The organism is Salibacterium sp. K-3 (assembly GCF_054052005.1).
The window spans coordinates 75,297-97,519 of sequence record NZ_JBSVZE010000001.1; the positions used below are offsets into that span (position 1 = coordinate 75,297).

The window sequence follows — 22,223 nt, forward strand, 5'->3', positions numbered from 1 at the left end:
ATGTCTATAAAAAAGAAATTATTCATCAATACGTTGACTACGGTCATACTGGCAGCAGCAATCATTACGTTCATCATCTTCAACATGATGCAGATTCAGTCTTCCAGTGAGGATCAAGTGGATGCGCTGGTGACCATTGAAGAATTTAAATCGCAGACCAATGCAGCCCAGCAGAACTTATCCAGTTTTTCAACGACACAATCGGAAGAATTGGTACAGGAGACAACGACATCCATCGAAGCAACCGAAGAGCTTCTTGGTCAGCTGGATGACATCACGGTGAACGAAGAAAGCCGCGAATATATTACGCGAATTACATCTAAATTTGATGGATGGAAAGAAGCAACGCTGCAGGTATTGAATGCAGAAGATGGTGCGGCTGCGGATCAGCAGGCGTCCCGTCTGGCAGGTATTGAAAATGATGTTTACATGCTGCAGCTGTTTGCAGAAGCAAGTTATGATCAGGCGCAGGCAGCACTCGACCAGCAGGTGCAGTTCATTATTATTACGAGCGCGGTCAGTGTTCTGCTTCTCATTATCATCAGTCTCGTCGTTTCAAATCGAATCACGAGCCCGATCACAAGAACATTACGGCAGTTAGCGGATCATTCCAATGAGGTCGCCAATGGAAACCTGGCCATTGAGCCGATTGCCTATCAAAAGAAGGATGAGCTGGGAAGGTTAAATGACTCTTTCCAGCAGATGATTGAACAGATCAGAACATTACTCCAGTCCATTCAGTCGGTCAGCGAAAGGGTAGAAGGGTTTGCCGGGCAGATTGAGAATGAAAACGCGACCGTGACCGAAATCAATCAGCAGGTGGCTTCCTCTACAGACGAATTGGCCCAGGGCACGCAGACAATCGCATCCGATCTTCAGGATTCTGTCACGAAAGTGGAAGATATGGACAAAGCCTTCACGTCGAACGTCGACTACACAAAGCAATCTGTTCAATACGGAGAAGAAGCTATTGAAGCCGTCCAGTCCGGGAAGGCAGCGCTGGAGAAACAGCGGTCATTGGTTCAGGAAAACACAGAAACGACCGAAAGTATTAAAGAAGCTACCCAATCGTTTGTCGAATCGACGAAAAAAATCCATTCCATGGCGGATTCCGTTTCCGACATTGCCGAACAGACGAATCTGCTGGCGCTGAATGCTGCCATTGAGGCGTCACGTGCCGGCGAAGCAGGCAAAGGATTTGCCGTCGTGGCAGAGGAAGTAAGGAAGCTGGCCGAACAGACATCAAAAGAAACAACACGGATTTCCGATATGGTTGGCTCGATTGAAGAAGGCATAGAAGCCGTAACAACAGCGGTGGACCGCGGAGTATCCATTTCTGCGGAAGAACAGTCTTCCATGGAAACGACGAACAGCTCTTTTGAAGACATTCATCAAAAAGTGGCTTCCATCACAGACAAGCTGGAAGAACTGCTGCAAAGTATGGAATATTCCAAAGGTCTTGGAAGCGACGTGTTGGAAAATGTAGAGAGTATCAGCAGTGTCGTGGAAGAAACGGCAGCGGAAAACGAAGAAATTTCCTCATCGACACAGGAGCAGCTCGGAGCCTTCCGCAATGTGGTCGATAAAGTTACCGAACTGCGGGCGCTGACAGATGAACTGAATGGAACGGTGAATAAATTCACCCTGTAACCAACAAAAAAACAGATCGGGACTGTCGTTTTTATAGTCCCGGTCTGTTTTTTCATTCTTGTTCTCTGTCGTGTTCTGTGTCCGTCATCTTTTTCCGGCGTTTGATACGGTAATAGATATACCATCCGATAAGTCCGGCGAGAACAGCCATCAAAATATATTGGATCCCCTGAAACCAGGTGTAGACGACTTCGATGTTGCCGAGCCTGCCGAGGTACAGCATGAGCAGGGCGACGGGGAACACGCCGATGAAGGTGAAAAAGCCGTAACGGAAGGGCGTGATGCGGTAAAAGGCGGCGACGTACACGATATAACCCATTCCGAGAATCCGTCCGGCGGTAATCGTCCATTCCCGATACTTGTCCATGAATTTCATCATCTGTCTGGTTCCGGCTTTGTCCACCTGTTTCTGCAGGAGGTAATCATAGCGGAGGGCCAGCCAGTAAGGAATATAGGCAATGGCGGTATAAACAGCGGCGGAACCGATGCTTAGAAGAATCCATTCCCATCCATAGGGGTCGATGATGTAGCCGTATACAAGCAGTACAATGGCAGCTGGGAACGGGGAGGATATGGCCTCAATGGCAATCCCCAGAAACAAACCCGCCAGTCCGAGCTGCTCCAGTACATTCAGAATGAGTTCAAGCATAGATAGTCTCCTTGGCAGATCAATAATATCACGGTATCACTCTTAATTTAACACAAAAAGGAATGTAAAAGGAGGAATTTGTTCCATTCCTCCTTTTGAGTCTTTTCCTGTTTTTAGATAAGATAATAGAAGATGAGGGAAAGAAAGGAAGTAATGTGAATGCAGGAATGGGAAAACATGCTGGAACATGCGAAAGAGTGGGCGCGTGAGGCTGGAAGAAAACAGGTGGAGCGCGCGGAAAAGCCGATGGGGATCAACAGTAAAAGTGCTGCGATTGATCTGGTCACGGAGATGGATGTGTGGACAGAATCGTTTCTAACGGAAAAGATTCGAACGTATTATCCTGATCATCTGATGAAGACCGAAGAAAGCGGTGCGTATGAAGGGGACTCTCCCTATGAATGGGTGATCGACCCGATTGATGGAACGGTGAATTATGCGAGGGGCATCCCATTTTACTGTATTTCAATCGGAATCCGCCGGGAAGGGGAAACCGTGGCAGGAGTGGTTTATGCTCCGAAGCTTGATGAGATGTATGAAGCCGTCAAGGATAGAGGAGCCAGTTTGAATGGAAACAGCATACATATTTCCCGGACAGAGCGGTTGGACGAAGCAGTCATCGCCAGCGGTTTTCCGTATGATAAAGGAACGACAGAAGATAATAATCTAGCACATGTTAATCAGGTCGTTCCCCGTGTCGGCGGGTTTCGGCGTACTGGCAGTGCAGCGCTCGATCTTTGTTATGTCGCCGCCGGCAGACTCGATGGGAGCTGGGAAATTAAGCTGAATGACTGGGATGTGGAGGCAGGTCTCTTGATAGTAAACGAAGCGGGCGGACGCACGAAGGTATCCACAGAAACGAAAGGATTATACGCTCTTTCTGCCGCGCCCGGTATTTATTCTGAACTGGATTCACTCATCAAAAGGTAATTGTTTCACGTGAAACATTCCAGGTTTGAACTGCAGCAGAGCGGGAATACATGCTGACAGGCACCTGGAGAAAAGGGGCGGAGATCATCGAATGGCTGTGCTTAAAAATGATTGGTCCGATATTCTCGACCAGGAGTTCCAAAAAGATTATTATCTTCAGCTGAGAGAGTTTTTAAAAAAAGAATACGGGGAAAAGACTATTTACCCCGATATGTATGACATTTTTAATGCGCTCCATCATACACCGTATGAACAAACGAAAGCGGTTATTCTGGGGCAGGATCCGTATCATGGGCCAAAGCAGGCGCATGGCTTAAGCTTCTCCGTGCAGCCGGAAGTGAAAATGCCCCCGTCTCTGCAGAACATCTATAAAGAAATGAAGGAAGATGTCGGCTGTCCGATTCCAAGTCACGGCTGTTTGACCAGCTGGGCAGAGCAGGGTGTGCTGCTGTTAAATACGGTACTCACGGTGAGAGCGGGGCAGGCTGCCTCCCACCGTGGAGCAGGATGGGAATTTTTCACGAACGAAGTGATCAAACAGGTGAATAATAAAAGCGATTCTGTGGTATTTATACTTTGGGGGCGTCATGCCCAGGCAAAAGAAGAGCTCATCACGGCGGGGCATCATCTTGTGATCAAATCCCCGCATCCAAGTCCTTTTTCCGCGCATAAAGGATTCTTTGGAAGCCGGCCTTTCTCGCGCACGAACCAGTTTTTGAAGGAGGCAGGAAGGCCGGAAATTAATTGGTGTATTCCTGACGAATAGACAAGGAGGCGTAGTTTTATATGAGCATTCAAACATCGACAACAACACTGGCAAACGGCGTTGAGATGCCGTGGGTAGGACTCGGCGTATTCCGGGCGGAAGCCGGAAACGAAGTGGAACGTGCGGTGAAGTCCGCACTGGAAGTAGGATACCGCAGCATTGACACCGCATCTTTTTATAAAAATGAAAAAAGTGTCGGGAAGGCAATAGAAGAAAGTGATGTGCCTGTGGAAGACATCTTCATTACGACGAAAGTCTGGAATGATGAACAGGGCTTTAACGAGACACTGGAAGCTTTTGAACGCTCCCGTGAAAAGCTTGGCGTCGATGTGATTGATCTATACTTAATCCACTGGCCGGTACCGGGCAAATACAAGGAAACCTGGGGAGCGCTGGAAAAGCTTTATGAAGAAGGAAAAGTCCGAGCCATCGGGGTCAGCAACTTCACCGATCAGCATCTGGAAGAACTGTTGAAGATCGCCAAGGTAACACCGATGGTCAACCAGGTGGAATTCCATCCGCGCCTTTTCCAGAAAGAGCTGCTGGAATACTGCCGGACGCATGATATTCAACTGGAAGCTTGGCGTCCGCTCGGTCAGGGAGACCTTCTTGATGAAGACCCGGTTCAGCGGATTGCAGAAAAGCATGGAAAGACACCGGCTCAGGTGCTTATCCGCTGGTCCCTTGAAAACAACGTTGTTACCATTCCGAAATCGGTCACGCCGGAACGGATCAAAGCTAACGCGGATGTGTTTGATTTTGAACTGGACACCGAGGACCTGCAGGCGATCGATGGCCTGAATGAAAATCGCCGCTACGGGTATCACCCGGATGATTTCCCTTACGCTTAAAACGAAAAGTCCGATAATGACAAAAAGCTGCTTCGTGCACCGACGCGAAGCAGCTTTTTTACGGCGTTATGGACAGTTGCGAAAGGAAAGTGGCTGTAACAGCAGGGTTATGGACAAAATCAGCGCAAAACGATGAAAAATGTCTGGAACATTATGATAACGGACAGAATATGCCGTTCTCCTGAAAAAATGGCAGTAAAAAATAATTAGCAGACTTTTTCATAAGCAGTGTGTCTCCAACCTTCCTCTCTCCTCTTTAAAAACGAAACGGGGAAAGAAGCTGATATCCGGTGTAAAAAAACCACTCCCGCAGGAAAAACGGGACTTTGGTTTTCCACGTTTGATAGGCGGAATCAGCTGCCGGGGAAGAAATGACGTCCATCCGGAGATCCCGGGCGATCGCTTCCGCCCGCTTCATATGAAGCGGATCGCTTACAAGGGTGAAGGTATCGAACTGATTTTCAGCGGCCACCTGTTTCCCGTAGCGGAGATTCTCTTCCGTGATGTTTGATCTGGTTTCCATATAAATAACTTCTTCGTCCACCCCTTTCTCTTCGGCATAAGCGGCTGCTGCCTCTGCTTCTGCCATCTCTCCCTTTTCTCCGCTGCCTCCGGTAAAGATCAAGGCATCCACCTGGTTGTTTTCCCAAAGACGGACGGCATGGTCAATCCGTTTCTGGAAGACTGTGGAGGGTTCCTCTCCGTTCACTGCTGCGCCAAGAACAATAGCGGCATCGGTTTTTTCTGTTTCACTTACCTGGCTGAAACTCCAAATGCTGTAACCGGTCCAGGCGGTGTATGCCAGCAGGAGAAAACCAAGCAGCAGGCATACTCTGACAAATATTTTCATTGTATCTCTCCTTTTGCATGCTGCGGCTGAAAGAAAGCCCACCTTTTTTGGAATTACTATGTTAGGTTTTCTTACGTAAATGTAGATGTGATCTGTGGAACATGTAAAATATGAATTAACGAAAGATGTTAACTAAGTTTACATCTTCAAAGATAAAGAAAGGGGAGAACGTTTCATGGATCCTATGGTACTTATGGATAATCTTTGGATCATGGTCGCATTTATTTTAGTTATCTTCATGCAGGGTGGATTTATTATGCTGGAGGCCGGTTCCACCCGGATGAAAAACGCCGGCCACATTGCCGGTAAAACCATCTTTACGCTGGGGATTGCCTCGCTTGTGTTCTGGGCTGTCGGTTATGGATTCATATATGGAGACAGTGCCGGGGGCGTCATTGGTCTTTCAAATTTCTTCTATGGTGATTATGCCTTTGAAGGCGGAGGTCTTTCAAGTTCGATCGACTTTATTTTCCAGCTGGCCTTTGCAGCTATCGCGCTGACCGTTGCATTTGGCGGATTCGCAGAAAGAGCAAAATTGTCCGTCTACGTTATTTTCGCTGTGTTGTTTTCAGCTTTTGTCTACCCGGTTGTCGCTCACTGGGTATGGGGCGCAGGTTGGATCGGCGCCCTTGGGAAGCAGGACTTTGCCGGTTCGACGGTGGTTCACCTGACCGGTGCGATGGGAGCTTTTGCGGCTACGATTCTTCTGAAGCCGCGTATCGGTAAATACAACAAGGATGGTTCTCCGAATGAACTGGCAGGTCATAACCAGGTCTTCACCGCTTTAGGCGTGCTCCTTCTATGGGTCGGCTGGTTCGGGTTCAACGCCGGAAGTACGTTTGGTGTCGCGGACGCATTCTTCGGCTTTGTTGCCCTGAACACCCAGCTTGCTGCTGCCGCCGGTGCGGTTGCCGCTCTTCTTATCGGATGGGCGTCACTTGGTAAAGCAGATGTGCCGACCATGCTGAATGGAGCTCTTGCAGGACTCGTTGCCATTACAGCTTCCTGCGCCTTTGTTGAACCCTGGGCCGCTGTGTTGATTGGTATCGTCGGCGGACTGCTTGTATTCTACAGCATGAAATTCTTCGAAAAGAAAGGCATTGATGACCCTATTTTCGCCCTTTCCGTACACGGTGCTGCCGGTGTGTGGGGAACACTTTCCACTGGTTTCTTTGCCACACCTGAGCTGGCGGAAATGAATGGGGGTCAGGCCGGACTGTTCTACGGCGGCGGTCTAACACAGCTCGGTGTACAGTTTATCAGCGTGCTGGCGTGCGGCGCGTTCGCCTTTATTGCCTCCTACATTCTGCTGCTCATCACGAAAGGATTAACAGGAGGGCTCCGGGTGTCTGAAGAAGAAGAAATCATGGGGCTTGATATGAGTGAACACGGCAGTTACGGTTACCCGGAAAACGTGAATCCCCAGACAGATTCAGCCAACCTTCATACAGGTGCGTGATAAGATGAGATCTTCATCGTTCTATTTGGAGGAGGAAGCTCTTCCACTTCCTTCTTTTCAAAGTTACGAAGAAATAAAGAAAGCCCGCGATGAAGAAACGAAAAGGTATGCGCACGATTCATGGCAGTTAAACGAAGCCCATGACCGGTGGGTTCTTGAAACAACAGCCCTTGCCGTGGACCGGGTACAAAATGAGCGGGGGATCCCTCCTGCTCATTTTGTGTTCTTTGTGATGGGAAGTGCCGGCAGAAAAGAGCAGGGGATCTTCAGCGATCAGGATCACGGCATTGTATTTGAAGACGGAAGGGAAGCTGCCAGTCAGGACTATTTCCTGGCTCTTGGGGCGGAATTACGGGAAGGGATGGCTGTCGTCGGCTATCCTCGTTGTGAAGGGAAGGTTATGGCTTCCCAACCGCGCTGGTGCCGAAGCAGAGAGGCGTGGAAAACCCAGATTGAACAGTGGGTGGAGGCGGATAAGTGGGAGACACTGCGTCATTTACTGACGTTCATTGATGCCAGACCGCTTGTGGGAAAAACAGAACTGCTGGAGGATGTGAAGCAGCATGTGTTTCATCTCGTCGCGGAGCAGCCGAAGCTGTTAACGCGCCTATCCCAGAATATTTCCTACCTGCGTCAGGGTGTGAATGCGTTTGGTCAACTGCTTCCGGATGAAAAGGGCCCCTATGCCGGCTCGATTCATATCAAGGATATCGGTTTTTTTCCATATGTTCACGCCATGCGTCTGCTTTCCATCAAGGAAGGTATTCTGGAAACTCCGACGCTGGAACGGATGCAAAAAACGGCTGACGCCTACCCTTTTGCCGCGGACAGGGAGAAACATTTCAAAAACCTTCTTGAGATCCGGTCGGCCTTTGCCGATAAGCAGCAAAGCTATGAGGATGTTCATTACATTCCGATCGATGCCCTGACCAAGGATCAGAAACAGAAATTGAAAGCGGCCGTGAAAGAAGGAAAAACCCTCTTTCAGCATACAAAAAAGCTTGCAGAGTCAGGTGAGAACGAATGGTCATGAACAACATGTTCCAGTGGGTGCGCCAGGTATCCGGTAAGCTCGGAGCCCCCGTCCCCGGGTCGATTGACCAGAATAGCCTGCAGCACCAGTCATATATGAGACAGCTGCAGAAGGATTTAAAAGCGGAACAGCCGCTGCTGCAGCCGCTGGATACACTGGAGTTCACTGTTCTGGATCTCGAAACGTCCGGTTTTTATCCGGACGGCGGCGATAAAATCTTGTCGATCGGAGCGGTAAAAGTAAGAAAAGGACGCATCATGCAGGAAGAAACCTTTTACAGCACGATTTCTGAACCGGAGGCATTATCTTCGGAAGTTGCCGGCCTGACAGGTCTGACGAAAGAGGAGCTGGAGTCGTCCCCACCGCTTTCCGACGTCCTGCATCAGTTTTATACCTTTATCCATACCGACATTCTCGTCGCTCACCACGCCAAACATGAAAGGAAATTTCTGCAGCATGCAACATACCAGGCAAGCGGCATGCAATTCCGGCACCGGCTGCTGGACACGTCGTTTCTGTATCAGATTGCGGTTCCGGAGCAGGATTCGAATGAACTGGACGTTTGCTGTGCGCATTATGGCATACCGGTCAGCAACCGTCATCATGCCCTGGCCGATGCTGTACTGGCTGCCGAGCTTTGGGTCTGTACGATGCAGGAAGCCATGAAAATGGGGTATGAAACCCTGCAGGATGTGTACATCCGTTTAAACCGGCAGACGCGCTGACCAGTATCCGTGCCTTGTTATGAATGTCATCTAGTACAAAGGAGGAAGGCGAGGTGACAGAACAAATCCCGCGTCGTACCGCCTGCTTTCCAATCAGTGTGGTACAGGAACTGACATCATTAAGCGCCCGCCAGATCAGGTATTATGAAGATAAAGGGCTGATCGCCCCAAAACGTAATGACGGAAACCAGCGTATTTTTTCACTCGAAGATATTGACCGCTGCGCCCGTATTAAGGAACTGATCGACCAGGGCCTGAATATTGCAGGGGTGAGAACCGTGCTTGCAGAGAAAAAACAGTATCACGATGAAGAAAAGAAATCAGCGCTGCGGAACAAAGACATCAAAAAACTGCGCCGCTATTATCATGAAACAGACGGCTGATGCCACCCCTTTTACAATTCTGTAACGATATGTTGTCACCTGTTTAATGCTGGAATGGAGCGGGAAAACCTCCTCACAGATGGAGGTGTTATGTATGGCATTCATCATAGTGGATGATATGCAGATTCCTGCGGGAAAATATGACAGCAAGGACGAAGCAAAACAAGCGGCAGCGGATAAAGATGTGGTAGTAAAGGACAATGACGAGCAGATCTGGGTGGTGGACGAAGAAAATTATCCAAAAATCGAAGCGTTTGGTTACACCGTGGTGGACTGAACAACAACGAATAAAAAAATCCTGAACAGGCAGCTGGAACAGCGGGTTCAGGATTTTTTACGCCGAAGGGAAGGCCTTCCATGAACGTGAAGATATCGTGTCCATTCATCGGAAACCAGAGCGTGAGGTGCTGTTCCTGTGTTATAATGCCGGCAGTGAATGCTGACAGGGCAGGTGAAACATAGATGTATATTTCCGCTCGAACCGTAGTGGAAAAGATGGAAGAAGAAATGATGGAGCTGGCGGACCGGCTGGAATATGATGATGAAGATGCCGTGAAAAATCACGCCAGAGTGATAAAGTCGTACTGCGATATGCTGACAGGGGAACAGGAACATACGAAACCGAAGACGGCAGGAAAAAAATCTTCTGCTGATTTTTTCAACGAAACGAAAGCGCCGCTATCCTCTCCATCCTCGTCTTCGGATGCGGCGGATATTCCGGCATCGGAAGGAAATCTACTGGAGTTTTAAAAGGACGGTGAGATAGATGTGGAAACTGTTTGTGATTCTAGGCGCACTGAATGCCGCAGCAGCGGTAGGGTTTGGTGCATTTGGGGCGCACGGTCTGGAAGGAAAGTTATCGGACCGCCTGATGGACGTGTATCAGACCGGCGTGCAGTATCATATCATGCATGCTCTCGGACTGCTCGCCATCGGCCTGGTGGCGGCTTATGCCGGCGGTTCGGCATTGATTGTGTGGGCCGGCTGGCTGCTGTTTGCGGGCATTCTCATATTCTCAGGAAGCCTGTACACGATGGCTTTTACCGGGATCTCCTGGCTCGGCGCCATTACCCCGATCGGCGGCACGGCCTTTATCGCCGGCTGGATTCTTTTGATCGCGGCGGTATGGAAAGCATAATAGAAAATACGGACCACGAAGAGACCCATCCTAAAAGAGGGCATCTGCTCCGGGCAGGATGGGTGTTTATTTTTTCTCTTTCTTCCAAGAGACGTGATAAGAATAATATGGTACAGTAAAGATATAATAAAAGGAAGGGACAGCGATGAACTACCCCTTCCTCAGGAAGATGCGAACGGCCCTTCAAATAGGGCAACATCCATTTCAGGGTATATTAAAACCCCATCCTTATTAGAGTTGCCGCTCTATTTTAAGGATGGAGTTTTACTTTCCCATTCTACAATAAAAATGATTATATAATAAAATTTTGGGTACCTAAAGGGATGTGTTGACCTATTTATCACGTGAGTAATGAAAACGCTGTAATCTTTTGAATTGTACCTTTACATTATCTGCATTCTGAAGCGTTGTCTTCATCGTGAAAGTAATGTTTCTGTTAGAAGAACCAATCTGCTCAAGAGTTGCTTTCTTACCATCCATCCAAATTTCACCAAAAAAAGGACTGCTTGAAGTTATTGTATCGTCCTTTTCTGAAAAGCTATAGTCATTTGGCAATATTAACGTTCCTTCATCAGCAATATGGTGAGTAAGCTCAAAACGAAGAGTCTTTTCATTCATTGTTGATTCAACTTTCTTTAAAGTAAAATCAGTGTTTTTCACAGCAAAAGTTCTATCTTTTTTATCTAAATTTCCCTTTATATAATCTTGAGCATTGAATTGAAATTGCACCTTTTCTTTTACATCTTCTGTTTGTATGTTGAAATCTTCATGGTTATTAATTATTTCCTTGAATGAGCAGCTGCTAAGTATAAATATTAAGGCTAATATAGTTATGAATACCACATTCTTTCTCATTCATCTTCCCCCTTTTTTATATTATCTCAATATCCTCCACATGCTGCCAGTTCCAGTATGCACGCGATGTTACAGGATGTTCCAGATCCAAGAGTTTGTTGACTGGTTTTGAGAAGATCGCACCTACGTGGAATTGTAAACACTGTCGTTGGGGTTGAGAAAAAACAGGATTCTTTTTATCCCTCAGATATAAATCCCGGTTGGTTCTTCAATAAGCATTTCTGTGTTAAGCAGCACGTTGACTTCTACCTAATGCCAAAATGTCTTTTGCTAAAAAATAAAAGAGTAAGGTGAGTGTTTTGAGCAGGAAGTTATTCCTGGGAAGTTTCGCTTTTTTCATCATACTAGCAGGAACTTTCGCTTTAATACAATACCTGGAAAATAAGAAATACGAATTCCATCTATCTGACGAATTAATTACAGATGTTAATTTATTCTCTACTGCTGTAATCTTAAATACATACCAATTGGAAGCTGTTACAGATCGAGAGCATATATCACCTGCTCAACTATCGAACCTGAAGGAAAACTATTCGCGGATGAAAGAATATGGATATAGTATGATGAAAAAATATAATGATTTGAAAAGCACAAAGAACAATGACTTTGTGCGCAAACGTTTTCCTGTGTATATATGACCAGCGATTTTCTGTTGTATGTAGATCGTTTACAGGGGGAGGTCAGCGGAGTGTTGTCAAAAAGCCAGTTAGAAACGTTCAAGCTGATGAAAACCGTCAATAAAACATGGGTTCAAGCAATCAAAGCGAATATGAAAGGGGTGACCGTGCCACCAAAAACATTGTAGATTTAAAAAATAATGGTGTGAAGGACACTAACCAAGCTATTGTTTCTAATAAATTTTTCGAGACTACTCCGCTGCATGATAATGGATGAAGATTGGGTTCATATGATTGAACAAATGCAAAACGACTCGCAGTTATTCAATGATAGAATAAACACATCTTTTTAACAGCCTTTTTATACCTTGGAACAACACGGATGATACAGTTTGTAGTTTTTGGTGGGTCGTATGGAAACATGGCTGTACCGAATCCATATTCGCTGTCTGGATGGCAGGGAGAAGTCTTTTCGTTACCGGGGATAAAGTAATGCAAGTTTTATGATATAATCATAGAGTGATGTGAACGGTCTGCTTTTGGGATGGGCAGCTACCCTCTAATGAAAGGGGGTGGTTGTATGTCGGATTTTGAACTGCTTATGGTCATTTTGACAATGCTGCTGGTTCTCGTTTCCGACAAGAGATAAGAAACCCATCCTAAAGAGCAGCCACTCTAAGTAGGATGGGTTTCTATTTAAACCATTCTGTTTTAAGCCCTCCTTAAGAGGGATGGTTCGCATCTTGTTTAGGCAGGGGCACTTCTTGTGCCTCTGCCATTATTATATGCCAACTATACTGAATTATGCAAGTTTCTGCGGAGCAGCAGAAACACCTAAAAATGTTACATTACCTGCGTTCCACTTTTCCAAGTACCGCGGCAATGACCAGTCCGGCGGCGAAGGTGAAAAGGCTGACGAAAAACTGGACGAAGCCGGCACTGAGGCCGGGGAATATGACAAACAACGACCCAGTTAAAAGGCCTGTCATCACGGCGTAGGTTCCTGCAGTGTGCCGGCGCAGCAGGTAGTGCAGGAGTTTACTCATGATCGCCAGGCCGACGACAATCCCTGCTCCCACCGCGAGCAGCACCGAAAACTGCAAGGAGCTTACCGCATGAATGACAGTGCCGTACACGCCGAGGAGCAGTAAAATAAACGAACCGCTGATACCGGGGAGGATCATCGCTGTACTCGCGATCCAGCCGGAGAAAAAGAAGAGGAGATAATCGGAGGCGGCCAGATTCTGCATGGCCTCCTTCTCTTCTCCCCCGAAAAGCCCGGACAAAATAACAAGTACGGCGGCAATCCCTGCAATTACATAATGACTGCCGTTGAATGCCCGTTTATAGTCGGCTTCGCGGAGCAGAAGGGGAATCGTCCCGAGTATCAACCCCATAAACAGGAAAAACGTCGGCTGCGGATAATCGGCCAGGAGCCAGTCCAGTACACTGCTTAAACCGAAGATGGCAGCGCCGATCCCGATACCAAGCGGGATGAAGAAGCCGAGCTGCTCTTTCCAGCGCCTGCTGAACAGGTTGTTGATCGCGGCGATCAGCCGGTGGTAAATGCCGAGCACAAGGGCGATGGTGCCGCCGCTGACACCGGGAATAATATCGCTGATTCCCATTGCCGCACCCCTGAGAATATTTTTCCATTCGAACATAGCAAATCTCCTTCAGTTGATGTTTTTCAATGATACGTATGTACAAGCTGATATTGTCATGCACACAAAAAGACGTCCCTGACAGCGTAAATGTTACAGGGACGTACTTTTTACAGGCCAATGGCGTTTCCCGGGGCTGTCCCGAGTTCTTCTTCTTTCCGCAGGCTGCGGTCAAACACGAACGGACCGAATGGAATGACGGACACCACCGCCGCAATCATGGCTCTTGGAACAGGCCAGCGCCGCTGAATCCAGACGAACAGCACCGCCAGCATATATAAAATAAACAAACCGCCATGGACAGAACCGGCAATCGTTACCGCCATGTCCATGCCGAGGCCGTACTTCAACGGCATCGCCAGAAAAAGCAGCACAATAAACGATATCCCTTCAAGGATACCCGCCGCCCGAAGTCTACCAATCGCAGAAGATAGCATTTTTATCTTTCACCTCATCGCATGAAAGTGGTTTATCCACTAGAAGCATAGCATGGACGGGACAGGGAAACAATGGATGTTTTATGACGTTTGTTTGGACCGGCATTTTGTCAAAAGAAAACATGGCGGCCATCCATTCCGTTATTCAAGCCAGAATCCGCTTTTTTCACATGGAAAAAGGAGGAAATAACGTCCGATTTTTCACCCACCGGCCAGTGCTTCAAGCTTCCTTCGGCTCAGGCCCCGAACGGCTGGACATTCAACAACGCCAAACATAAAAAGGGACCAACCGAAAAGGTTGGTCCCTGGAGAAGTGAATATTATGCTTTGACGACGGAGATGTCGTTGTCTTCGACGGTGACCTGGATGTTTTCAAGGTCTTCTTCCTCGAGCATCAAGTCAGCGATGCCGTCTTCGACTTTTTCTTCGATGACGCGGCGGAGCGGTCTGGCGCCGAATGCCGGGTCATATCCTTCTTCGGCCAGCATCTCTTTAGCTTCCTGAGAGATGGTGACGTTAAGATTCTGCTCCTTGGCTGCGTCGACGATGTCTTCGAGCATCAGATCAACGATCGTGACAAGGTCTTCCTGTTTGAGTTCTTCAAAGGACACGATGCTGTCAAACCGGTTGAGGAATTCAGGCTTGAAGTAGTCCGACAGGGATTCCATCAATTTCGGTTCCACATTATCTTTATTTCCGAACCCGACGGTGACGTGTTTCACGTTGGAGCCGGCGTTGGATGTCATGATGAGCACGGTATCTTTAAAGCTCACGGTGCGGCCCTGGCTGTCTGTCAGACGGCCGTCTTCCATGATCTGCAGGAACATGTGCTGCACGTCGGGGTGCGCTTTTTCGATTTCGTCGAGCAGAATGATGCTGTACGGCTGACGGCGCACTTTTTCGGTCAGCTGTCCTGCTTCATCATGTCCTACATATCCGGGCGGAGAACCGACGAGTTTGGAAACAGAATGTTTTTCCATATACTCACTCATGTCGAGGCGTATCATCGCTTCACTGTCGCCGAACATTTCTCTGGCGAGAGACTTGGAGAGCTCGGTTTTTCCGACGCCGGTCGGTCCGACAAACAGGAAGGAGCCGATCGGGCGTGTGCCTCTCCGAAGTCCGGCACGGTTACGGCGGATGGAACGGGCAACCTTGCTGACCGCTTCATCCTGGCCGATGACGCTTGCGCGAAGGCGTTCCGGCAGGTCTTTCATCTTCTGTTGTTCATCCCGCTGCAGACGACGGACCGGAATGCCGGTTTTATTCTCGACAATCTGCTGGATCGTATCGACGTCTACGACCGCGTCACGATTGGAGATATCTCTGCCGCCTTCCGATTCTTCAAGCTGTTTCTGGAGTTTGGCTTCCTCGTCGCGGAGCTGGGCCGCCCGTTCATAGTCTTCCTGCTGGGTGGCTTTTTCCTTGTCCGCGGCGGTCTGTTCTATGCGGCTGCGAAGTTCCTGCTCGTCGTCTTCGCTGTGAATCAGGTTGATTTTTGAGCCGGCTTCATCAAGCAGGTCAATCGCTTTGTCCGGCAGGAAACGGTCCTGAATATAGCGGTTCGACAGGTTCACGCAGGCCTGCAGCGCATCTTCGGTATAGGAAACCTGATGATACTGTTCATAGTTGTTCTGCAAGCCTTCCAAAATGCTGACGGAGTCTTCCAGGGATGGTTCGTTCACCATAACCGGCTGGAATCTGCGTTCAAGCGCGGCGTCTTTTTCGATTTTACGGTATTCATTCAACGTAGTCGCACCGATGACCTGAATTTCACCGCGGGCGAGGGCCGGTTTCATGATATTGCCTGCGTCAGATGACCCTTCCGCGGAACCGGCGCCGACAATCTGATGAACTTCGTCGATAAAGACGATGACGTTTTTACGCTCCTGCAGTTCTTTCAGAAGCTGCTTCATTTTTTCTTCGAATTGTCCGCGTACACCGGTATTGGCGACGAGGGAAGAAACATCAAGCAGGTAGATATCTTTGTTTTTCAGTTTGTTCGGTACATCGCCTTCGGTAATCCGGAGGGCGAGCCCTTCAGCGATGGCGGTTTTACCGACACCGGCTTCCCCGATCAGCACCGGGTTATTCTTGTTGCGGCGGTTCAACGTTTCAATAACACGTTCCACCTCTGTTTCACGGCCGATGACCGGATCGATCATGCCGGCGCGGGCAGCGTCGGATAGGTTCTTCCCAAGGTCATCCAAAAGACCACCGTTTCCGCCGCCCTGCTGGGCCTGTCCAGACTGGTCCTGAGCGCCGTCCATCTGCTGCTGTCCTCCCATCATGTTCTGGAAGAACTGGTCAAACGCAGAGGACTGTCCGCCGCCGAAGCTGGACGGCTGTTTCATTTCATTTCGTACTTCGTGGTAGCATATATCGCATAAATTCATTTTCTGCTGATATCCATTAATGTTCATATTCAATTCAATGCGCGCCTGGCGCTGTTTGCAATATTCACATCTTCTCATGATTCGTTTTCCTCCTTTAATTCATTATGGTGCTTGTTGTCGACAGTTATTTATCTTTAATTGGCATCTTAACGCGTGGGTGACAAGGTATCAAATCATCTGTTTTGACTTTGACTTTCTTTGACCTTGTAATCATATTGTACACTGACCATTTTTGACTTTCAAGGGGTAAGCTTTAAATTTTTAAGAAAGCAAAGAAAAAAGCAGTGCATGAAGGTTCACGCACTGCCTGCTTTCCTGTTGTGACTATTGCACATACGCCGGCGTTTTAAACCTGGTTAACGGGAGGCCGGGCTCTGCCCGTCATAAGGATATTGATAGTTGATTTCTTCATCAAAGACGACATAATCGAGATAGATCATCAACAGTAGATACCATTTTCCGCTGTCGGGATCTCTGAGTACAATATGGTCGCGCCCAGCTTCTTCAATGACGCCGCGGAACACCATCGACTGCCAATCCGGATTTGCTTCAAATGTCATATAGACGGAAGCCATTTTGCCGCTGTTCAGACGAAGAATATTTTCAATGTAGGATTGTTCCATCGGCAGTATGCCGTTACCATTGCCATTAATGTTATTGCTGTTCTGCCGGTACATATCCGTCTCCGGTCCGTAAGGGTACCAGCCTGCGGACTGCTGCATGGGGTACCAGGGATAATAATTGTACACGAAAAGTGCCTCCTTTTGAGTGGGAATTACCGGTATACTTCAGGACAGTCTTCATATCGGGGTGAAAAGAAACAGTGGGCTTTATAACGACCGACGTTCGGCTGTCCGAACCATTCTGCCGGGCAGTCCCCTCCCGGCCGGTAAAACCAGAGGGAATTCTCGGCAGGGGAAAACCGTTGACCTTGCACAAGACGGCGCGCCAGGCGGACATCACGGTTCCGCGCCCGCTGGTAGAAATAACTTCTTTGCACCGCTTCAAATCCACCCGGGGACTGGTAGACCATCTCAGGAATAGTGCGGATGTTTTGAAAATCCAGACAGTTGGCATACACCCGGTTTACCATCACATTCCCAGCAAGAAGCATGCCCAGCTTGCCTTCTCCCTCGGATTCCGCCCGCATCAAACGGGCCAGCATTTTAAGATCTTCGGTCGGTGCCTTAATGACTGCGATGACATCACCCCGCTTTTTACAGCTTCACACTACTGTACCCTATGAAAACAAAAAGCAGGATATGTTAAAAAAAGACCGGCGTTTTCACACCGGTCTTTTGTCCTTATTCTGTCGTTACAGCTGAAAAAAATGCTGTGCCTGCTCCGGTTCCAGAAGGTTTCCGACATAAAAAGCGCCGAACTTCCCGTACCGGGCAGACACTTCATCAAAGCGCATTTCATAAATGAGCTTTTTGAACTGCAGGGCGTCATGGGCAAACAGGGTGACGCCCCACTCCCAGTCATCAAGACCGGTGGAGCCGGAGATAATCTGTTTGATCTCGCCGGCATATTTACGGCCGGTTTTACCGTGCGCCTTCATTAATTCCACGCGTTCTTCAATCGGAAGGGAGTACCAGTTATCATTTCCTTCCCGCTTTTTATCCATCGGATAAAAGCAGATATGGTTCCATTTCGGCAGAATAGGATAAACTCTCGCGCGCATATTCGGATTGTCCAGGGGATCACTGCCGTCTTTTGGAGGGGTGTAGTTGCCCTGTTCCACGACAGATACGTAAGAGTAGGTCTGTGTGGTAAAATCCGCGAGGCGCAGTTTATTGAATGTTTGTTCGATCGCATCCAGGTCGTTCATCGAATCGCGCAGATTCACCATCATCAGGTCGGCTTTATGCCCGACAACCGTATAAAGAGCATAACTGCCTGTCTCTCTTTCTTCCACGCCTTTCCATGTTTGTACAACATCCACAAATTCATTAACCATGGCCTGCCGCTCCTCTTCAGGAACCTTCCGCCAGGCTGCCCAGTCTATTTTGCGCAGATCATGAAAGCAGAACCAGCCGTCAAGGGTTTGGGACGGTTCACTCATTATGTACCACTCCTTTGGAAAAATTCTCTGTTATCAAACACTATACCATGAATGAAAGAATACGAAAAAAACAAGCCCCTTGAGACTGTCCTTTTCCTTAAGGTTTCAATTTTTGGTCAAAAACAATGGCTTCCATGCATCATTTCCATGTGTCAGGGAGATTCCGTCCAACGAAGTATCTTCGCATTGCTGCAAGGATGCTTCTCCCGCTTCGTTACCGAAAGATACTGCCACCGGGAGAGAGACAGCCTGTTTGATGGACAAAGCCGTATAAATGTTATGATGGATGGATTCAGGAGAAGACCCGTGCCTGCCGCTTCCAATATGCAGCATATCCACGCCGGAGGCTTCCAACTGTTCGGCCGCTTCCGTGATCTCTTCTTCATCGATGCCGATGCCGGCGCAGGGCAGCCGGAAAAGAACAGGGAAATCGCCTCCGGTATATTCCCGGATATGTCTGGCGGCGGCAAGCGGAAAGTGAAGACGGTCTTCGCGGGACCCGCCCCACTGTCCGGTTCGTTCATTGGCTTCGGATGACATAAAGGAGTAAACGCCGGAACCTTTTGTTCCTAAAATTTCCACACCGTCAAATCCGGTTCGTTCCGCCTCTGCGGCCTGATCGGCAAACGACTGAATCATCTGGTGGATGTCATGCAGGGCTGTTTCTCTGGAAGCAGCTTCGATGTACTGCCGGCTGGAATTCAGCTGCAGTATGATCGTTCCCTGTACGTCGTGGACGGCTTGTATCGTTGGTTCCCAGTGATCCAGAGAATGATTGTCTGTTTCGTTGGAAAGGAGAAGACTGATCTCCCGTTCTGCGTAATATTTATAAAGATCGATGTCCTGTGTTTCGCTTACTTCCATCATGACGCTGCTCGGAAGGGTGATGTTGCGAAGGGGAAGAGGGTGCATCCATCGTTTTTCATCCATACTATATGCTCCTTTGTCGGGTCGTTTCTGATCATTCTTTTATTATTATGATACAGAAAAGTAGTATTCATCATTCTTTCCGGGCTGAAAATGTTTCACGTGAAACATATAGAAATGAATGTGAAAACGCTTGATTTGACAGGGGTTGAAAACGAATACCGGTTAGAAAATTTCTATTTTTATTATTTTAAGTCTTTGGGTTTATTTTTTTGATATACAGGAGTATGCTGGTGAATGAAAAAAGAGTGACAAGTTTTCATGAAATATGTAGTTCGAGCTTGAACAGGGTATAGTAGGAATAGATGATCCATTAGATAGACACGGGGAATGTGATATAGATATAAAGGAGGAATCGGCTGTGAGCGATCTGTTTGAGATTGTTAAGAGCCAGGTGAAAGCTTCCTATCCTTCCATTGTGTTTCCGGAAGGAGACGATGACCGGATTATTGAAGCAGCGGCTAAATTGTCAGCGGACAATATGCTGCAGCCGGTCATTATCGGAAATAAAGACGAGGTGCAGAACAAGGCGGAAGCACTCGGTGTTTCCCTGGGGAATGCAGTAATATACGATCCGGCAACCTATGAACATTTCGACCGCATGACGGCAGCCTTTGTGGAACGCCGTAAAGGAAAAGAAACGGAAGAAAGCGCACAGGAGAAGCTGCAGGATCCCAATTATTTCGGTACTATGCTTGTCCATATGGACGAAGCAGACGGATTGGTGAGCGGCGCCGCTCATTCCACGGGGGATACGGTGCGCCCGGCCCTCCAGATCATTAAAACAAAACCAGGCATTCAAAAAACGTCCGGCGTGTTTATTATGGTAAAAGATGAGAAGAAATTTGTCTTCGCCGACTGCGCAATTAACATCTCGCCAAGCGCAGAAGAACTCGCTGAAATCGCGGTATCGACGGCGGAAACCGCCCAGACATTTGACATGGATCCCAAAGTGGCCATGCTCAGTTTCTCGACGAAAGGCTCCGCCTCTTCCATGGAAACCCAGAAGGTGTCGGAAGCGACAAAGAAAGCACAGGAGGACCGTCCGGATCTTATGATCGACGGAGAATTCCAGTTTGATGCCGCGTTTGTACCGGCAGTCGCGCAGACAAAAGCACCGGATTCGCCGCTACGGGGGGAAGCAAACGTCTTTATCTTCCCGAGTCTGGAATCGGGCAACCTGGGATATAAAATCGCCCAGCGCCTTGGCGGCTATGAGGCTGTCGGACCGATCCTGCAGGGGCTCAACAAACCGGTGAACGATCTATCCCGCGGCTGCAGCGTGATGGATGTATACAATCTCGCATTGATTACCGGGCAGCAGGCCATCACAGAAAAAAAAACTCTGATTAAGGCATAAAAAGGGAAAAAGAAAAAAGGTTCGACAAAACCTTTATAAGATAGAAAGATGCCGAACGATTTTTTAAAATCGTTCGGCATCTTTCGTTCCTAAGATAAACCGCTGCCCCAAAACACTTCGTCTTTCCGCGGGCACGGCTCGAAAGGAGGAAGATCAGCTAAAATCTCTGACTCCGCTGAATTGCCGTTTTAAGTATTCTCCTTTTGTGATTAGATCGGCTTCCCTTTCTATCCAGCGGAGGCCGGTCACGGAGACTCCAATGGGACGAGGACGAGCTGAAGATCCACTTGGTAAAGCAGTCTTCTTTACCAAGTTAGCTGAAGCCGTCCCCATGGAAAGCGCAGTGGCCGGCCGCAGCGAGCTAGTCGTTCATTCGGGTTTTCGGTTGGCTTCTATTCTTTTGTCTCAGATTCTTCGTTTCCATAAGACTTTTTAAAAGTCATCCTTATATATTCTGGCGCTTTGTTTTCCGGAGCGCTTTGCTGCTGCGGTCAAGGACACGGTTGTAGAACGTATCGAACCGATCCTTCTCTTCGTCATCGAGTCCAGAAGATTCAATGAAGGCTCCTTCGTCTTTTACTGTCGTGAGGAGGCGGTATAGTACATCGTTTATTGAACATTCTTCTTCGTATAATTCGGAAAGAGAAGCCATCACTTCAGGACGAATACGGGGCCATTCAAATTTCGACGGTCCTCCCTGCACCGCCCGCTCGTAAAACTGTTTCAACAGGCGGGCCCGGCCGGCTCCGCTGCCCTTAACGGCCATATAGATCTGGACTGCAGCGCCGCCGCGGATGCGGCGCTGGGAGATACCGGCGAATTTTTTTCCATCGATACTAAGATCATAATCTCCCGGGCAGTACGATCCTTTAACTTCATACGCATCAATCGGCCCGGGGGCATCCGTGAACAGCTGCCGTACCGTTTCCCACATGAAATCATAGCCGCTGTGAATCGAGAACTGTTTATGTTCTTTAAAAATAAAAGACAAATTTAAAATACCCTCGTCCAGTACAACCGCGAGTCCGCCGGAGTTCCGGACGATAACCCGGTATCCCTCATTCTCGAGAAAGGCAATGCCGTCCGCCGCCGACGGAAGACGGCTGTCCTGAATGCCGAGCACAACGGTGGGGGGATGCACCCATGCCCGCATGATAGGGTCACTCCCCAGACCGGCACTGACACAAAACGTATCGTCGTAGGCAAAAGACTGTAGAGGGTCGAAATGAAGGCCGGACCCCGCGTGATCCACCCAGCGCCAGCTTCTGCCTTGGAACATTTCATTCATACTCATGAGCTGAACTCCGTTCTAAAAGGATATAGCTTTGTAGATTATAGCATGAAATGGGGATTGGTGAAATGTGACCGTCTTTTGAGAGGTTTTGCCAAGGAAGCGGACCGGTTGGTATAATAAAGGATACTACTATAGGCGTGCCCAAAGGCAGAGCATACATAAGGGAGCGGGAAA

The 22,223-nt window shown here is 48.3% G+C and carries 23 protein-coding genes; 12 read left to right on the forward strand and 11 right to left on the reverse strand.

Annotated elements, in window-relative coordinates:
• Entirely contained in the window at positions 1-1,650 is a 1,650-nt protein-coding gene (locus ACW9JV_RS00410; RefSeq protein ID WP_457330231.1) for a methyl-accepting chemotaxis protein, read from the forward strand.
• Between the two features lie 52 nt (positions 1,651-1,702).
• Here ACW9JV_RS00410 and ACW9JV_RS00415 read toward each other — a convergent pair whose 3' ends face one another.
• Positions 1,703-2,299, reverse strand: coding sequence for a DedA family protein (locus ACW9JV_RS00415; protein ID WP_457330233.1), 597 nt, complete (start codon positions 2,297-2,299; stop codon positions 1,703-1,705).
• A gap of 159 nt (positions 2,300-2,458) precedes the next feature.
• Between ACW9JV_RS00415 and ACW9JV_RS00420 the strand changes: the two genes are divergently transcribed.
• The 3 genes from ACW9JV_RS00420 to ACW9JV_RS00430 all read left to right on the forward strand — a co-directional run bounded on the left by ACW9JV_RS00420 (position 2,459) and on the right by ACW9JV_RS00430 (position 4,846).
• Positions 2,459-3,229, forward strand: a complete 771-nt coding sequence (locus ACW9JV_RS00420; RefSeq protein ID WP_457330235.1) for an inositol monophosphatase family protein — start codon at positions 2,459-2,461, stop codon at positions 3,227-3,229.
• A gap of 91 nt (positions 3,230-3,320) precedes the next feature.
• Positions 3,321-3,995: a uracil-DNA glycosylase gene (locus ACW9JV_RS00425; protein WP_457330237.1), complete on the forward strand. Its 675-nt coding sequence runs from the start codon at positions 3,321-3,323 to the stop codon at positions 3,993-3,995.
• Between the two features lie 20 nt (positions 3,996-4,015).
• On the forward strand, positions 4,016-4,846 hold the full coding sequence (locus tag ACW9JV_RS00430) for an aldo/keto reductase (RefSeq protein WP_457330239.1): 831 nt from the start codon (positions 4,016-4,018) through the stop codon (positions 4,844-4,846).
• Positions 4,847-5,102: 256 nt separating this feature from the next.
• Here ACW9JV_RS00430 and ACW9JV_RS00435 read toward each other — a convergent pair whose 3' ends face one another.
• Positions 5,103-5,696: a YdcF family protein gene (locus ACW9JV_RS00435; protein ID WP_457330241.1), complete on the reverse strand. Its 594-nt coding sequence runs from the start codon at positions 5,694-5,696 to the stop codon at positions 5,103-5,105.
• 175 nt (positions 5,697-5,871) lie between these two features.
• Here ACW9JV_RS00435 and ACW9JV_RS00440 point away from each other — a divergent pair, with 175 nt between their 5' ends.
• From ACW9JV_RS00440 to ACW9JV_RS00470, 7 genes are all read left to right on the forward strand, one after another.
• Positions 5,872-7,155 (forward strand): ammonium transporter, encoded by a 1,284-nt coding sequence (locus ACW9JV_RS00440; RefSeq protein WP_457330243.1) that lies wholly within the window; start codon positions 5,872-5,874, stop codon positions 7,153-7,155.
• Between the two features lie 4 nt (positions 7,156-7,159).
• Positions 7,160-8,188, forward strand: coding sequence for a DUF294 nucleotidyltransferase-like domain-containing protein (locus ACW9JV_RS00445; protein ID WP_457330245.1), 1,029 nt, complete (start codon positions 7,160-7,162; stop codon positions 8,186-8,188).
• Positions 8,179-8,913, forward strand: coding sequence for an exonuclease domain-containing protein (locus ACW9JV_RS00450; RefSeq protein ID WP_457330247.1), 735 nt, complete (start codon positions 8,179-8,181; stop codon positions 8,911-8,913). Before ACW9JV_RS00445 ends, ACW9JV_RS00450 begins: the two co-directional genes overlap by 10 nt.
• A gap of 53 nt (positions 8,914-8,966) precedes the next feature.
• Positions 8,967-9,296 carry a MerR family transcriptional regulator gene (locus ACW9JV_RS00455; protein ID WP_457330249.1) on the forward strand — a complete coding sequence of 110 codons (330 nt, stop codon included), beginning with the start codon at positions 8,967-8,969 and terminating at the stop codon, positions 9,294-9,296.
• 94 nt (positions 9,297-9,390) lie between these two features.
• Positions 9,391-9,573 carry a hypothetical protein gene (locus tag ACW9JV_RS00460; RefSeq protein WP_457330251.1) on the forward strand — a complete coding sequence of 61 codons (183 nt, stop codon included), beginning with the start codon at positions 9,391-9,393 and terminating at the stop codon, positions 9,571-9,573.
• A 185-nt stretch (positions 9,574-9,758) separates the two neighbouring features.
• Positions 9,759-10,046: a DUF5327 family protein gene (locus ACW9JV_RS00465; protein ID WP_457330253.1), complete on the forward strand. Its 288-nt coding sequence runs from the start codon at positions 9,759-9,761 to the stop codon at positions 10,044-10,046.
• A gap of 16 nt (positions 10,047-10,062) precedes the next feature.
• On the forward strand, positions 10,063-10,434 hold the full coding sequence (locus tag ACW9JV_RS00470; RefSeq protein WP_457330255.1) for a DUF423 domain-containing protein: 372 nt from the start codon (positions 10,063-10,065) through the stop codon (positions 10,432-10,434).
• 333 nt (positions 10,435-10,767) lie between these two features.
• Here ACW9JV_RS00470 and ACW9JV_RS00475 read toward each other — a convergent pair whose 3' ends face one another.
• From ACW9JV_RS00475 to ACW9JV_RS00510, 8 genes are all read right to left on the reverse strand, one after another.
• Positions 10,768-11,289 (reverse strand): hypothetical protein, encoded by a 522-nt coding sequence (locus tag ACW9JV_RS00475; RefSeq protein ID WP_457330257.1) that lies wholly within the window; start codon positions 11,287-11,289, stop codon positions 10,768-10,770.
• A 1,465-nt stretch (positions 11,290-12,754) separates the two neighbouring features.
• Positions 12,755-13,570 (reverse strand): DUF368 domain-containing protein, encoded by an 816-nt coding sequence (locus ACW9JV_RS00480; RefSeq protein WP_457330259.1) that lies wholly within the window; start codon positions 13,568-13,570, stop codon positions 12,755-12,757.
• A gap of 110 nt (positions 13,571-13,680) precedes the next feature.
• Positions 13,681-14,007 (reverse strand): DUF3817 domain-containing protein, encoded by a 327-nt coding sequence (locus ACW9JV_RS00485; protein ID WP_457330261.1) that lies wholly within the window; start codon positions 14,005-14,007, stop codon positions 13,681-13,683.
• A gap of 320 nt (positions 14,008-14,327) precedes the next feature.
• On the reverse strand, positions 14,328-16,481 hold the full coding sequence (locus ACW9JV_RS00490) for an AAA family ATPase (protein ID WP_457330263.1): 2,154 nt from the start codon (positions 16,479-16,481) through the stop codon (positions 14,328-14,330).
• Between the two features lie 278 nt (positions 16,482-16,759).
• Complete coding sequence (gerQ, locus tag ACW9JV_RS00495) at positions 16,760-17,152, reverse strand: spore coat protein GerQ (protein ID WP_457330266.1); 393 nt, start codon at positions 17,150-17,152, stop codon at positions 16,760-16,762.
• Positions 17,153-17,178: 26 nt separating this feature from the next.
• Entirely contained in the window at positions 17,179-17,604 is a 426-nt protein-coding gene (locus ACW9JV_RS00500) for a cell wall hydrolase (RefSeq protein WP_457334517.1), read from the reverse strand.
• A gap of 114 nt (positions 17,605-17,718) precedes the next feature.
• Positions 17,719-18,468 carry a hydrogen peroxide-dependent heme synthase gene (gene hemQ / locus ACW9JV_RS00505; RefSeq protein ID WP_457330268.1) on the reverse strand — a complete coding sequence of 250 codons (750 nt, stop codon included), beginning with the start codon at positions 18,466-18,468 and terminating at the stop codon, positions 17,719-17,721.
• 105 nt (positions 18,469-18,573) lie between these two features.
• Positions 18,574-19,398: an oxidoreductase gene (locus tag ACW9JV_RS00510; RefSeq protein WP_457330270.1), complete on the reverse strand. Its 825-nt coding sequence runs from the start codon at positions 19,396-19,398 to the stop codon at positions 18,574-18,576.
• A gap of 358 nt (positions 19,399-19,756) precedes the next feature.
• On the opposite strand from ACW9JV_RS00510, the gene pta reads away from it, so the two are divergent.
• Entirely contained in the window at positions 19,757-20,755 is a 999-nt protein-coding gene (pta, locus tag ACW9JV_RS00515) for a phosphate acetyltransferase (RefSeq protein WP_457330272.1), read from the forward strand.
• A gap of 445 nt (positions 20,756-21,200) precedes the next feature.
• Here pta and ACW9JV_RS00520 read toward each other — a convergent pair whose 3' ends face one another.
• On the reverse strand, positions 21,201-22,049 hold the full coding sequence (locus ACW9JV_RS00520; RefSeq protein ID WP_457330274.1) for a lipoate--protein ligase family protein: 849 nt from the start codon (positions 22,047-22,049) through the stop codon (positions 21,201-21,203).
• Positions 22,050-22,223: the final 174 nt, after the last annotated feature.